Source organism: Lunatimonas salinarum, from assembly GCF_017811155.1.
Lineage (GTDB): Bacteria > Bacteroidota > Bacteroidia > Cytophagales > Cyclobacteriaceae > Lunatimonas > Lunatimonas salinarum.
Map to the genome: position 1 here is coordinate 1 of NZ_JACVCV010000013.1, position 13,225 is coordinate 13,225.

Annotated in this window: 12 protein-coding genes; 7 read left to right on the plus strand and 5 right to left on the minus strand. The window is 47.2% G+C overall.

Going from position 1 to position 13,225, the window contains the following annotated elements:
- Window positions 1-474: 474 nt before the first annotated feature.
- The 4 genes from IAQ59_RS15585 to IAQ59_RS15600 all read left to right on the plus strand — a co-directional run bounded on the left by IAQ59_RS15585 (window position 475) and on the right by IAQ59_RS15600 (window position 3,869).
- Complete coding sequence (locus IAQ59_RS15585) at window positions 475-1,422, plus strand: acetyl-CoA carboxylase carboxyltransferase subunit alpha (protein WP_209331767.1); 948 nt, start codon at window positions 475-477, stop codon at window positions 1,420-1,422.
- An 87-nt stretch (window positions 1,423-1,509) separates the two neighbouring features.
- Window positions 1,510-2,322 (plus strand): patatin-like phospholipase family protein, encoded by an 813-nt coding sequence (locus IAQ59_RS15590; RefSeq protein WP_425342614.1) that lies wholly within the window; start codon window positions 1,510-1,512, stop codon window positions 2,320-2,322.
- Window positions 2,303-2,863: a 1-acyl-sn-glycerol-3-phosphate acyltransferase gene (locus IAQ59_RS15595; RefSeq protein WP_209331768.1), complete on the plus strand. Its 561-nt coding sequence runs from the start codon at window positions 2,303-2,305 to the stop codon at window positions 2,861-2,863. The genes IAQ59_RS15590 and IAQ59_RS15595 overlap by 20 nt, the downstream gene beginning before the upstream one ends.
- A gap of 58 nt (window positions 2,864-2,921) precedes the next feature.
- Window positions 2,922-3,869 (plus strand): YihY/virulence factor BrkB family protein, encoded by a 948-nt coding sequence (locus IAQ59_RS15600; RefSeq protein ID WP_209331769.1) that lies wholly within the window; start codon window positions 2,922-2,924, stop codon window positions 3,867-3,869.
- Window positions 3,870-3,889: 20 nt separating this feature from the next.
- Here IAQ59_RS15600 and IAQ59_RS15605 read toward each other — a convergent pair whose 3' ends face one another.
- The 4 genes from IAQ59_RS15605 to tyrS form a co-directional block, all read right to left on the minus strand.
- Entirely contained in the window at window positions 3,890-4,657 is a 768-nt protein-coding gene (locus IAQ59_RS15605) for an SDR family NAD(P)-dependent oxidoreductase (protein ID WP_209331770.1), read from the minus strand.
- 168 nt (window positions 4,658-4,825) lie between these two features.
- The gene (locus IAQ59_RS15610; protein ID WP_209331771.1) at window positions 4,826-5,005 is read right to left on the minus strand and encodes a hypothetical protein; all 180 of its coding nucleotides are present in this window, start codon (window positions 5,003-5,005) and stop codon (window positions 4,826-4,828) included.
- Window positions 5,006-5,116: 111 nt separating this feature from the next.
- A complete protein-coding gene (locus tag IAQ59_RS15615; protein ID WP_209331772.1) occupies window positions 5,117-5,821 on the minus strand; it encodes a TetR/AcrR family transcriptional regulator in 705 nt (234 codons plus the stop codon).
- A 17-nt stretch (window positions 5,822-5,838) separates the two neighbouring features.
- Window positions 5,839-7,131, minus strand: coding sequence for a tyrosine--tRNA ligase (tyrS, locus tag IAQ59_RS15620; protein ID WP_209331773.1), 1,293 nt, complete (start codon window positions 7,129-7,131; stop codon window positions 5,839-5,841).
- A 148-nt stretch (window positions 7,132-7,279) separates the two neighbouring features.
- Between tyrS and IAQ59_RS15625 the strand changes: the two genes are divergently transcribed.
- Complete coding sequence (locus IAQ59_RS15625) at window positions 7,280-8,539, plus strand: glucuronyl esterase domain-containing protein (protein ID WP_209331774.1); 1,260 nt, start codon at window positions 7,280-7,282, stop codon at window positions 8,537-8,539.
- Between the two features lie 5 nt (window positions 8,540-8,544).
- Here IAQ59_RS15625 and IAQ59_RS15630 read toward each other — a convergent pair whose 3' ends face one another.
- A complete protein-coding gene (locus IAQ59_RS15630; protein WP_209331775.1) occupies window positions 8,545-9,921 on the minus strand; it encodes a hypothetical protein in 1,377 nt (458 codons plus the stop codon).
- 145 nt (window positions 9,922-10,066) lie between these two features.
- Here IAQ59_RS15630 and IAQ59_RS15635 point away from each other — a divergent pair, with 145 nt between their 5' ends.
- Both IAQ59_RS15635 and IAQ59_RS15640 read left to right on the plus strand, forming a co-directional pair.
- The gene (locus tag IAQ59_RS15635) at window positions 10,067-11,044 is read left to right on the plus strand and encodes an endonuclease/exonuclease/phosphatase family protein (protein WP_209331776.1); all 978 of its coding nucleotides are present in this window, start codon (window positions 10,067-10,069) and stop codon (window positions 11,042-11,044) included.
- A 108-nt stretch (window positions 11,045-11,152) separates the two neighbouring features.
- Window positions 11,153-13,168: an alpha amylase C-terminal domain-containing protein gene (locus IAQ59_RS15640; protein WP_209331777.1), complete on the plus strand. Its 2,016-nt coding sequence runs from the start codon at window positions 11,153-11,155 to the stop codon at window positions 13,166-13,168.
- Window positions 13,169-13,225: the final 57 nt, after the last annotated feature.

Sequence of the window (13,225 nt, forward strand, 5' to 3'; positions counted from 1 at the left end):
GACCTTCCCGACTTGTCGGGACAGGCATTCTAACCAGCTGAACTACCACTCCAATGTTTTATTTCAAATGTTCACCCGCGACCTTCCCGACGGTGTCGGGACAGGCATTCTAACCAGCTGAACTACCACTCCAATATTTTATTTCAAATGTTCACCCGCGACCTTCCCGACTTGTCGGACAGGCATTCTGAACAGATGGTTCCTTATTCAAAACTTTCGCTTTCCGATTCGTCTATCGTTTAACGTGATGCAAATGTAGGCGCTTTATTTTTATCTGCAAAAATATGAAATAAAAAAAATAGTTGGCAGTCATTATTGTTCTCAGATTCAGGAGATTTATTTTCGTCCTTCTTAGTGCGGTAGGGAAGTTGTTTTGTGTTTCGGAAATTATAGGGCCCATACCGAAGCAATGGATAATCTAAATCCATAATCACAAATAAATCTTTATCTTTGTACCGTTCAAAAACTGAAATTATGGTATTAGAATTTGAAAAACCTATTGCCGATCTGGAGAACAAGCTTCGGGAAATGAAAGATCTTGCAAAAGGAAAAAACATCGACTTATCCACCGATATCCAGTCTTTGGAGGAAAAAATTCAAGCCTTGAAGAAAGAGACGTTCCAAAACCTGACTCGCTGGCAGCGAGTACAGCTTTCCAGACATGCAGACAGGCCCTATGCGCTGGATTATATATATGAAATCACCAACGACTTTATCGAGTTGCATGGTGACCGGAGTGTCAAAGATGACAAAGCGATGGTCGGTGGATTGGGTGATATCGACGGGCGTACGGTGATGTTTATCGGTCAACAAAAGGGGAGGAACACCAAGCAGCGCCAAGAACGCAACTTCGGCATGGCCAACCCAGAAGGGTACCGCAAAGCTTTACGCCTGATGAAGATGGCGGAGAAGTTCAACAAGCCAATAGTTACGCTTATAGACACTCCAGGTGCTTTTCCTGGACTGGAAGCCGAGGAAAGGGGACAAGGCGAGGCAATCGCCAGAAACCTCCGCGAGATGTTCAAACTCAAGGTACCTGTAATCTGCCTGATCATCGGTGAGGGGGCTTCTGGAGGAGCCCTGGGAATAGCAATAGGTGATCGGGTGTTTATGCTGGAAAACACCTGGTATTCGGTTATTTCTCCAGAGTCTTGTTCTTCCATTCTTTGGAGAAGTTGGGACTACAAGGAGCAGGCTGCCGAAGCATTGAAGTTGACAGCATCGGATATGTTCAACAATAAATTGGTCGATGGAATCATTGAAGAGCCATTAGGTGGTGCCCACCGGGATATGAAGGCCATGGCTGCCAAGATAAAGGATGCTATCAAGTCAGCACTTGCCGAGCTGGATAAGATGAAACCGGAAAAGCGCATTGAAAAGCGCATCGAAAAATTCTGCTCGATGGGGGTCGTAAATGAATAAACACAACCTGACCATGTACTGTAATAACCTTCAATATCCATTGGAGGTTTTTCTTTGCTTTCAGATGGTCTGTTAAATAAGCTGCATTTGGACAAAAAACGGATTTTTGGAATAACCTTGTCAGGCGGAGGAGTGCGTGGAATCGCTCACTTGGGGGTACTGCAGGCGCTGAACGAGCATGGTATATCCCCGGATCGGCTGTCAGGCAGCAGCGCAGGGGCCATTGTGGCCATTATGTATGCAAAGGGGTTTTCTCCCAAGGAAATTCTGGATATCATCATCAAAACAAATTACTTCCGGTTTCTTAGGCCGGCGATTAGCCTGCGGGGCCTGCTGAAGATGGAGTCGGTTTATTCGCTTTATAAAGAGTACCTTAAAGAGGATGATTTTGGTTCGTTGCAAATTCCAGTAACCATTGCGGCCACAGACGTGCATTTGGCAAAAACCGTTTTTTTTTCCGAAGGGGAAATTATCCGGCCGCTCATGGCTTCCTCATGCATACCCGGGATGTTTGATCCGATTCTAATCGAGGGACACCATTATGTGGATGGCGGCGTGTTGAATAACCTTCCAGTAGAGCCATTGCTGGGGAAGTGTGATCGATTGATGGGGGTGAACTGCAACCACCTGCCGGTTCAACAGAATATCAGTCATATTAAGAGCCTCATTGAGCGCACGGTGATCATGTCTATGAATTACAATGTGTACAGCAGGGTACCTAAGTGTGATTATTTCGTAGAACCGAAGGGGTTGGCCACCTACGGTGTGTTGGAAATTAAAAAGGCGAAGGAAATATTCGCCCGAGGATATGAATACATGATGGAGTTTTATGATCTGCATTCGGAATTAAACATGTTTCAAACCAATACGAGTTATAAAGATGATGAAGTTGTTGGCTAGGTTCGTCTTTTGGATCACGGGCTGGAAGATATCGGAAGGGATGCCCGAGGGAGTGCGAAAAGCCGTACTGATCGCTATTCCCCATACAAGCAATTGGGACTTGCTGTATGCCCGTGCAGCATTCTATTTGATGGATGTGCCGGTTCGGTTTACCATTAAAAAGGAAGTCATGGTAGGGCCCTTGGGCTGGCTGATAAGTGCATTGGGCGGCATTGCCATAGACCGAAAGAAGGTGTCCGGCAAGCGCAAGCAAACCTACACGGAAGCCATGGTTCAGATGCTAAAGGAACGCGATGAATTAGTAGTCATGGTAACTCCCGAAGGCACAAGAAGTTATGCTCCTAGGTGGAAATCGGGCTTCTACCATGTGGCACTTGGAGCGGAGGTGCCTATTTTGGTAGGGTTTTTGGACTATAAGACAAAAACCGCAGGTATCGGGCCAATGATCATTCCGAACGGGCAAATGGAGGAGCAGATCGAAGAACTGATGGCTTTTGGACGGACGATTACCGGTAAGCACCCCAAACAAGGCATTCGCTGATGCTGGTCATACGGTGCGTTTTTTTTAAATAAGTTGGGTTACAAACGAAAGGCACACCATGATCAAACAAAAACTGAATCAGTTAAAAGGGCTTACTTTTTTTCAGATTTTGAAAGACAGCGTACAGGATTTTGGAAGCAGCTACTCCATGACCTTTGCGGCGTCCACCGCATTTTATACCATTTTTAGTTTGCCGGCCTTACTCATCATTGTGTTACACATCGCCGCTACGTTTTACAGCAAAACGGAAGTAAGGGAGGAGCTTTTGAATCAAGTGGGAAGCTTGATCGGGGAGGAAAGCATACAGACACTGGATCAAATCATGCAAAACGTGACCATTGGGAATCAGGTCTTTTGGTCTCAGTTAATCGGGATAGGGATTTTGGTGTTTAGCGCAACCACCGTGTTCGTAAGCCTTCAAAATAGCATCAATCATATCTGGCATATCAAGCCCAAGCCGGAACGAGGCTTGTTGAAATTTGTGATCAACCGGTTTTTGAGCTTCTCGATGGTGGCTACTATCGGTTTTCTCTTGCTGGTTTCACTGGTGCTGGATGCGGTCATCGTAGTGGTTTTAAATTATTTTTCCTACCTGATTGATCGCGAGATGCTTTTCTTTGCCAGCTTGGTAAATTTCGTTCTAGCCCAGGCATTGATGGTCTTGATCTTTGGACTGATGTATAAAATACTACCGGATGCAAAGGTACGCTGGCGCGACGTATGGCTAGGGGCCTTTGTGACCATGCTGCTATTTGGGTTGGGCAAATACCTTATAGGAGTTTACATGGGAAATGCCGAAGTAGGCAGCTACTACGGGACAGCCGGATCCTTGGTGGTAATCTTGGTATGGGTCTATTACTCGGTAGTGATTTTTCTTTTCGGTGCGCAGATAACCTACTACATTGCCGAAAATGTAGGTGGCAACGTTACACCGATTTCGCAGGCCGTCAAAATAGAAATGGTGGAATTGGATGAAAACGGCAAATACGTACGTAGTGGCAACTGACTTTTGTTGCCCGGATGGGATTATATGGAATAGCCGCCGTCAGAAGTAAAAACCGCCCCCGTTGTGTAGGAGGATGCCTCAGAAGCCAAGAAAAGTGCCATTGCTGCGATTTCCTCTTCATTTCCAAGGCGTTGCAGAGGGAGGTTTTTCATGATGTGCTCGTGAATTTTCTCGTCTGACCACAATCCCTTGCTAAACTGGGTTTTGATTACTCCCGGGCAAATGGCATTCACCCGTATGTTGAAATCACCCCATTCTTTGGCAAATACCTTGGTCATGGAAATGAGGGCCGCCTTACTGATGCTGTAAAGCCCTAGACCTCTCTCCGGTGAAATAGCACCAATAGAGCTGATATTTATAATCGCCGAAGCAGTGGATTTTTTGAGATGCGGAAAGCAAAGCTGGGACAGTTCGTAGGGGGCCTTGAGATTCACGTCTATGATCTTGTCCATCACACCCATTTCGTATTCGTGAATCGGCGCAAATATTGGACTGACCGCTGCGTTGTTAACCAGTATGTCGATTTTTCCGTATTTTTTGACCGTTGCTTCGATCAAAAGTTTGCGTTGCTCTTGGTAGCCGATATGGTGGGCAAATCCCGTTACCTCGTAGCCCCGCCCTCGAAGCGTGGCTACCGCTTCGTTAAGGTGCGTTTGATTTCGGCTGTTCAAAACCACTTTTGCTCCTGCTGCTGCGAAAAAATGGGCAATCGAAAAACCAATTCCTTTGCTGCTGCCAGTGATGATGGCTACCTTGTCCTGAAGGGAAAACAACGAATTTAGATCCATGGGTGATGCGTTTGGTGCGCTTTTCGGCCAAAAAAGATGGCTTCGTTTAACGTGACTAAATATACCGGTAAAATATCATTTTTCACTGAAAATTGTCCCAAAAGATACCCTACCGTGGATTTTTTTCGCATTCAACCGCCGGCAACTACGTCCCAACCAACTAGATTCTTATTTGGGATCGCCCGTTTTTGGATCAAATTTAGAAACCTCTTTTTCAATTACCTCCCTGGATGAAATCTCTTGTTCATTGGATACCTCATTCGGGTTTCGGTTAAATAGTTTCTTGAAAATCAAAATCAACGCGACGGCAACAGCCAAAATGATTAATGCTCCTATGTATAAAGACATATTTCTCGTTTTAGGTGAAACTTGATAATATAGTCTTTCAGGCACAAGAATGATGCCTTTTTGGAGATCAGAGGTTTTTTGACAAGAATTAATCCATTCTTAACGATGGTTTTAAAATAACCTCCCTTGTACAGCCGCTTGCTTGGGAGCGTACTGAGGTCCCTTAAGAATTTCAATGAGCACCTTCACAAAGCTGTTTTTCCAGACCTCTGCATGAATCTTCAGATCCTTGGGCTCGTATTCAACAGAACCTTTAAGGCGTTCAAAGCCAGTTAGCATGGACCAAACCATGTAAAAGGTCGTTTCGGGGTGTAGTTCCGGACGAATGCTATTATCTCGAATCCCTTTTGAGATTATTTTGATCCCAATGGCAGGGATATCGTGTTGCATGCCCAGCAGCTTGTGAAAATACGGGCTCTCCAAAATAGAGGGATGGATAAGTTTCCGGGTTGCGGGGTCGTTGTAAAGGTTCACTAAGCCCAAAAGGTGTAGTATCGATTCGTAAAAAAACCTTTTTTCCACCGAAAACTCCAAGAAGTGATCTACCAAGGAAATGACGTTGTCAAAACCATTTTGGTCTTTCCCCTTGGTGAGTATTTTATTAAACATATCCCTAAAGTCTTCGAAAGCCTTCTTTACCACTGCCATGTAAAGGTCCTCTTTGCTTTTAAAGTAGAAATACGTAAGGCCTTTGCTCATTTTAGCCTGTGCAGCCACCTCTTCGATACGGGTATAATGCGGCCCCTTTTCAGCGAAGATCTTTATTGCAGCCTCTAGAATTTTCTTTTCCCGTTGTTGCCTTTCGTATACGCCCATGAGCTTTCAGTCCTAAATCAGGAGGGGTTTACTTTTACGATAAAATAATGCTTTTTACCTCTTTGTATGAGGAGGTATTTGCCCTGTAACAACGAAAAGGCAACAGCCGCATTGGGGTCATTGAGCTTTACCTTGTTGATACTCAAGCCACCTCCATGAATCATTTTTCGAGCTTCCCCTTTAGAGGGAAATACAAATTTTTCGAATGCCAGCAGGTCGGTCACCTGTTCGAGTCCGTTGTAGTCCGCCTCGCTGATTTCAAGCACCGGAACCCCTTCAAACACCTGTAAGAAAGTTCTTTCATCCAGCGTGGATAAGTCCTCCAGGGATGTTTTGCCAAATAATATCTCTGAGGCTTTTATTGCAGTCTCCAACTCTTTCTCCCCATGTACCAGTAGGGTAACTTGCTTGGCAAGTTCTTTTTGGAGGGCCCGTAGGTGTGGGGCAGTCTGATGCTCCGCTTCCAAATTCAAAATGGTTTCCCTGTTTAGGGTCGTGAAGATGCGCAGGTATTTGGCGGCGTCTTCGTCTGATACGTTTAACCAAAACTGGTAAAAGGCGTAGGGTGATGTTTTTTCGGGATCCAGCCACACGTTGCCTCCCTCTGTTTTTCCAAACTTGCTGCCATCTGCCTTGGTTATCAGTGGAACGGTGAGCGCATAGGCTTCCCCGCCCGCCATCTTTCGGATGAGCTCGGTACCCGTTACGATATTTCCCCACTGATCCGATCCACCCAGCTGAATGCTACAGTTTTGGTGTCTCCACAAGTGAAAAAAGTCGTAGCCTTGGATAAGTTGGTACGAAAATTCGGTAAAGGAAAGTCCGCTGCCTTCTTCCAGCCTTCGCTTTACGCTGTCCTTAGCCATCATGTAGTTTACGGTGATGTATTTACCCACATCCCGGATGAAGTCCAGAAACGAAAATCCTGACATCCAGTCGTAATTGTTGACCAGTTCGGCTTTATTGGCCCGGTCCTCTCCAAAATTCAGGAATTTGGCCAACTGACTTTGGATGGCGGAAACATTGTGGTCTAGTGTTGCTTTATCCAACAGGTTTCTTTCTGCCGATTTGAATGAAGGGTCGCCGATCATGCCTGTAGCACCACCAACCAACGCAATGGGCTTGTGGCCTGCACGTTGAAAATGTACCAAGGTCATCACGCCCACCATGTGTCCTATATGAAGGGAATCCGCTGTTGGGTCAAATCCCAGATAGGCTGCTGCCGTCCCTTTCTTGAGATGCTCTTCCAATCCGGGGGTCATGTCTTGCAGCATACCCCGCCATTTCAATTCTTCAATGAAGTCCGCCATGGTGTCTTACTCGTTTTTTTGCCTGCAAATATAGGGTTTGTCGCGTAGTTGTGGAAGGGTTGCGGCGTTTTCGGTCTGTTGATGCCAAAATTGGCCCGATTCGCCCCATTTTACTTTTTCTTCTTTATCTTGTAGGCAAAACAGCTCTATGAAAAGGCTTATCCTCGCACTGACAGCTTTTATGCCGCTCGCTCCATCGCTCGCCCAAAATTTTATCCCGAACTATGATGAAAGTAAAGTTCCGGATTATGTCCTACCTGATCCCCTTCAATTTGCCAATGGTCAGCGGGTGCATGATGCCCCTGATTGGGAAAACCGAAGAATAGAAATTCTTCGATTATTTGAGGAAGAGATGTTTGGTGTCAGTCCCGCTTGGGATGGTCAAATGCAGCTACTGGAGCTTTCCCGGAACAATGAGGCCTTAGGAGGTAAAGCCGTTCAGCAGGAAGTGAAACTAACCCTGGAGCGAAATGGACAATGGGTGGACCTGGTACTTTTGACCTACCTACCAAAAGGGGTAGATAAAGCCCCCATGTTTGTAGGGCTGAATTTTTACGGCAATCACACAATTTCAGCAGATGAGGCTATCCATGTTACAAAGAGCTGGATCAGAAATAATGCCGATATGGGCTATACCGACAATAGGGCTTCGGACTCGAATCGTGGCAGCCGGGTCACCAATTGGCCTGTAGAAGAGATGGTCAATCGCGGCTATGGGCTGGCAACGATGTATTATGGAGACATAGACCCGGACTTCGATGACGGCTTTGCCAATGGTGTGCATGCATTATTTCCCGACGAAATACGAAATGATAAATCTTGGGGCAGCGTGGCGGCCTGGGCTTGGGGAATTTCCCGAATAGTAGATTATTTGGAAGGTGTACCAGGTGTAGACCACGGACGCCTTGCAGTTGTAGGGCATTCCCGTTTGGGAAAGGCGGCGCTATGGGCGGCAGCAGTAGATTCCCGCTTTACGATAGCTATCTCCAATAATTCCGGCTGTGGAGGAGCCGCACTGTCTCGGAGAAGGTTTGGAGAGACGGTGGAGCGCATCAATACCTCCTTTCCACATTGGTTTAATCGGCGCTTTCGGATTTACAACAACGAAGAAGATTCCCTGCCCATGGATCAACATCAGCTTATAGCGATCCTGGCACCCCATCCGGTGTATATTGCCAGCGCCGCAGAGGACCTTTGGGCTGACCCCAAAGGAGAGTTTCTATCTGCTGTGGCAGCTACGCCGGTTTATCAGCTCCTAGGGAAAGAGGGTTTGCCTGTGTCTGAGTGGCCAAAGGTGGAGGTACCCGTTATGGGCACGCTGGGTTACCATGTCCGAAAGGGGGGGCATGGAATGTTATACTACGACTGGATGCAGTACTTGGACTTCGCCGATAGGCATTGGAAGTAGGCGCGTTACTCTTCCGCTTTGGTCAACATGTTTTGGATGGCGGTCATTACGATTTTTTCCGCTCTTGCATCAAATGGACTGACACGCACCTCATAGCCACCTTGGCTGTAACTTTCAGCGGTGCCGATATAACCCAGTCCATAATCGCCATAGGCTGCCATGGTCACCTTTCGGGCGGGCTGCAGCTGCTTGGCGGCCAGTTGGTATTCTACAAATAATTCCGCAGGCATGTGGAGGATTCGGATATCGTTGATTGCCAAGCAGCTTAATAGCGTACGATGTCCTGCTTTGGATCTGTTTAACCAGGCTAATTTAGAGGCATTTTCTGCCAGCCATGCCGCGTTGTTTTCAGGGTTTTCCAGCTTGCTTGTGATTTCTATGTTAGGGTCCAGCCTTATGGACTCGGTGACCCATCGGATACTGTTTGGGCGCAGGCGTGTTTTTTCGGTTTTTTCATAAGCCCGTTGCATACCCTCTGCTAGACGCTGCGCGAGGGCAAGGCGGTTTTCTGGTGAACCGTCGTTGTACTTTCCTGCGGTGACATTGCCTGCTGCACCTGTAAAATGGATATGCAAAGCCGCAGGAACAGCCGTCTGACGCATAAAGCGGGCTAGCCCGGGGAAATCGGGATTGGCGATGCCGGTCCGGTAATAGCTTTGCGGATGCACCGCGTAGTAGCTCAGCACGGCAATAGGGGTTTCTTCCCGCCAAAAACTCAGCACCGCCACCTGAGGATCTATCGTTCCTTCGGGAGCTGCGATGGCTGCCGGGTCTTTCGTAGCCGAATACCGGACATATTTTACCATGCCATCCTCGCCCAGTACTCTCCGGTTACTGGCTACTTGGTGCACTTCTGCTTCGCCAAACCCCACATGGGTTACTGCTACGCTCCGTTCTACAGCTTTGGATACTTCAAGTGAAAGTCTTTCCAGGAATTCCCTTTGTTGGGTTCCGTCAAAGGTACCTGGAGAAAATCCCGCATCTACCAAGAGCTTTTCCGCTCCAAAATCGGACCGCGGGGCATCGTGCTGATGCACAGCGTGGACGGACACACGTTCGGGACTGGTTCCTGCGGCTTTTGCCAGTTTTTCCCGGAAGAGGTCGTGACTTTCATTGGCAATGCCTATCCAGTCTACGGCGCAAAGCACCATCGGGTCCCCTTGGCCAAGGAGCACCATCCCCTTTGCCCGGAGCCCCAAGTCCCATGCTCCTGCCATGGTATCATAGGCCAGTAGGCTACCAACAGGTGGAGTCGCATCCACGTCAAATACACCCACCCGAACGCCGGAGGGATTTGTAGCCTGTTGGGCATGGGCCGAGTATAGACAAAAAACGAAACTGATAACGATACCAGCAGTTAGACGGAGTTTGGAACGATTCATGGAACCTTTGTTCATAGAATAAGTGGGTGGAGGTCATTCAAGTTGCTTAAGATAACGAATTCCTGGTAAATAGTCGATAGTTGACTTTTAGAATTCACTCTAAATGCCTATATTTCCTTATTATTTTTATCTTTTACTCGATCCTATGCCAAACTATGTTCCGAAAATAAGCACATCGCCTCCTCTTGCGATCGAACAGGAAGTGGAGGAGCTGGAAGCGCTTCTTGATGAAGTGTTGCCATTTAAAATGCTCGATCACAATGTACTCATTGCAACTTGGAATATCCGGGCATTTGGGGGATTAACAGAGAAGTGGGAAGCTAAGGAACAGGATTCGCCCAAAAGGGATTTGCATTCATTGCTTTGCATTGCTAAGATCATCTCTCGATTTGATATCATTGCCGTTCAGGAGATCAAAGGCAACCTAAAAGCTTTTCGCCATATGCTAAAGGTCTTGGGTCCCCATTGGAGTTTTATCTTGACGGATGTTAGTGGGGGAAATGATGGGAACGACGAGCGGCTGGGGTTTTTGTTTGATTCCCGCAAGGTGAAGTTGTCTGGTCTGGCCTGTGAACTGGTGGTGCCAAACGAAAAAGGGGAACGCATCCAAGAAGGTGCCTTTGCCCGGCAATTTGCCCGTACTCCTTATGCTGTGGGATTCAAAGTAGAAGACAAAACCTTCGTTTTGGTGACCCTCCATGTGATTTATGGAAAGCGTGCCACTGACAGGACGGGGGAACTCGAAGGTATTGCCCAATGGCTTAAACGCTGGGCAATGAACTTGAATTCCTTTGATCAAAGTTTGATTGTATTGGGAGATTTTAACATAGATAGGCGGGGAGATCCTCGTTACCAGGCCTTTGTGTCGACTGGATTGCGGGTACCCCAAGACTTGACCGAGGTGGGCAGGACGGTATACGATCACCGCACCCGTTACTACACTCAAATTGCGTGGTTTCACGATCAGAAAAATATCCCGCAGCTGTCCATCAAGTATTTGAGAGGCGGGGTGTTTAATTTTGGTCCCCATGTGCTGAAAAACAGGAAATTGACACCCCAACAATTATCTTGGAGAATCTCGGATCACCTGCCGCTCTGGGCGGAGTTTTCCACCAAGTGCTAGATTTAATGAAAGATTGCCTATTTTAGGAGGTGTGGACTACGCAAAACTGCAACAGGACGGTTTGTGGGCAGTTTGAGAAGCTATTTTGTACTTCAAAAAGTAACTTTTGTGAAAGACGACAACTATTTAGCCATTATTAAAGAAGATCCTTGGTTGGTATCTTATAAGGAAGAGATACTCCAACGGTATGTCCGATTTCAACGGGCCTTGTTGGAAATTGAACTTGCTGAGGGAAGCTTGACGGAATTTGCCAAAGGCCATACCTACTTCGGGATTAATTTTGACAAGGAGAGGGATGGCTGGTATTACCGGGAGTGGGCTCCAAAGGCACAATCGCTGTTTTTAATAGGAGACTTTAACGGCTGGAACAGGGAAAGCCACCCCCTGAAACGAGTGGAATGGGGAAGTTGGGAGATATTTCTTCCGAGGGATCAATACGAGGAGACGTTTGTTCACGGGGGGCTTATAAAGGTGCACGTAGTTTCCGAAAAAGGGGCGATAGACCGGATTCCCGCCTATATCAAACGGGTGGTTCAGGACGAAGACTCCAAGGATTTTGCTGGACAGCTTTGGTTTCCTGAACAGGACTTCGCATGGACGGATGCCGATTTCTCTCCAAAAAGGGCCTTTACCGGTCCTTTGATTTACGAAAGCCATGTAGGCATGGGGCAAGAAAAGGAGGGAGTGGGAACCTATCGGGAATTTGCAGACAAGATTTTGCCCAAGGTGAAGGAAAATGGCTACACGGTGGTACAATTGATGGCCGTGATGGAACACCCGTATTACGGGTCGTTCGGCTATCACGTGTCTAATTTTTACGCCCCTTCCTCCCGCTTCGGGACGCCGGAGGAACTGAAGTACTTGGTAAACAAGGCACACGAACTCGGACTCGCCGTGGTCATGGATATCGTTCATTCCCATGCAGTTCAAAATGTGGCTGAGGGGTTGAATGAGTTTGATGGGTCTGATCATCAGTATTTCCATCCGGGGCCCAGGGGGTATCACGAGGTGTGGGATTCCAAGCTGTTCGATTATGGAAAGTACGAGGTGAAGCGCTTTCTGCTTTCTAACATACGCTATTGGATGGAGGAGTTTCACTTTGACGGATTCCGCTTTGATGGGGTCACCTCCATGCTCTATTTCCATCACGGGCTGATCACCTTCGGGCATTACGACAATTATTTTTTAAAGGACGTAGACTGGGACGCGATCATCTACATGCAACTCGCGAATCGGCTGATCCATGAATTGAATCCCCAAGCCATTTCCATTGCCGAAGAGGTCAGCGGAATGCCCGGTCTTTGCCGTGAACCCCTGGAGGGGGGTATTGGATTTGATTACCGCATGGCGATGGGTATTCCCGATTTTTTCATCCGAATTCTCAAAGAACAGCGGGACGAAGAATGGGATATGTTTGAGTTTTGGAAGGCCCTAAGTGACCGAAGGTATAAGGAGAAGACCATCGCTTACGCTGAATCCCACGATCAGGCCTTGGTCGGTGACAAATCCATCGCTTTTTGGCTAATGGATAAGGAGATGTACTTTCATATGGGGGTAGATGATAGCCACTTGGTGGTGGATAGGGGCATTGCTTACCATAAGCTTTTCCGCATGTTTACCATTGCATTGGGAGGTGAGGGCTATTTAAACTTTATGGGCAACGAGTTTGGGCATCCGGAGTGGATTGATTTTCCACGGGAAGGAAACCATTGGAGTTACAAATACGCCCGCCGTCAGTGGAGTTTGGCGGAAGACGATACCCTGAAATACCAGTATTTGCTTAAATGGGACCGCGCTATGGTACAGCTGATCAAGAGGCGTAAAGTGTTATTGGCACCTTTTGCAGAACAGATTCACTTGGATCCAGGCAATAAGGTCATTGTATTTCAGCGGGCCGACCTGCTTTTTGTTTTTAATTTCAATACCAGCAGATCCATTTTCGACTATCAATTTAGAGCGCCCTCGATGGGCAAATACCGGTTGGTACTGAATTCCGATAACAAGAAGTTTGGCGGTTTTCATCGCATTGATGAGAAGTTGGATTACTACACCGATCAGCATCAACGGTTAAGCGTATACTTGACAAACCGAACCGTTTTGATTTTGTCTCGGGTAGATGGATAAGGGAAACAGCCCGTTACATGGCTACCTATCGATGGCATAGGTAGCCATTTTTTCGTT

Coding starts and splice junctions, on each gene's coding strand:
- IAQ59_RS15585 (WP_209331767.1), top strand. CDS start 475: ATGGTATTAGAATTTGAAAAACCTATTGCCGATCTGGAGAACAAGCTT.
- IAQ59_RS15595 (WP_209331768.1), top strand. CDS start 2,303: ATGATGAAGTTGTTGGCTAGGTTCGTCTTTTGGATCACGGGCTGGAAG.
- IAQ59_RS15600 (WP_209331769.1), top strand. CDS start 2,922: ATGATCAAACAAAAACTGAATCAGTTAAAAGGGCTTACTTTTTTTCAG.
- IAQ59_RS15605 (WP_209331770.1), bottom strand. CDS start 4,657: ATGGATCTAAATTCGTTGTTTTCCCTTCAGGACAAGGTAGCCATCATC.
- IAQ59_RS15610 (WP_209331771.1), bottom strand. CDS start 5,005: ATGTCTTTATACATAGGAGCATTAATCATTTTGGCTGTTGCCGTCGCG.
- IAQ59_RS15615 (WP_209331772.1), bottom strand. CDS start 5,821: ATGGGCGTATACGAAAGGCAACAACGGGAAAAGAAAATTCTAGAGGCT.
- tyrS (WP_209331773.1), bottom strand. CDS start 7,131: ATGGCGGACTTCATTGAAGAATTGAAATGGCGGGGTATGCTGCAAGAC.
- IAQ59_RS15625 (WP_209331774.1), top strand. CDS start 7,280: ATGAAAAGGCTTATCCTCGCACTGACAGCTTTTATGCCGCTCGCTCCA.
- IAQ59_RS15630 (WP_209331775.1), bottom strand. CDS start 9,921: ATGAATCGTTCCAAACTCCGTCTAACTGCTGGTATCGTTATCAGTTTC.
- IAQ59_RS15635 (WP_209331776.1), top strand. CDS start 10,067: ATGCCAAACTATGTTCCGAAAATAAGCACATCGCCTCCTCTTGCGATC.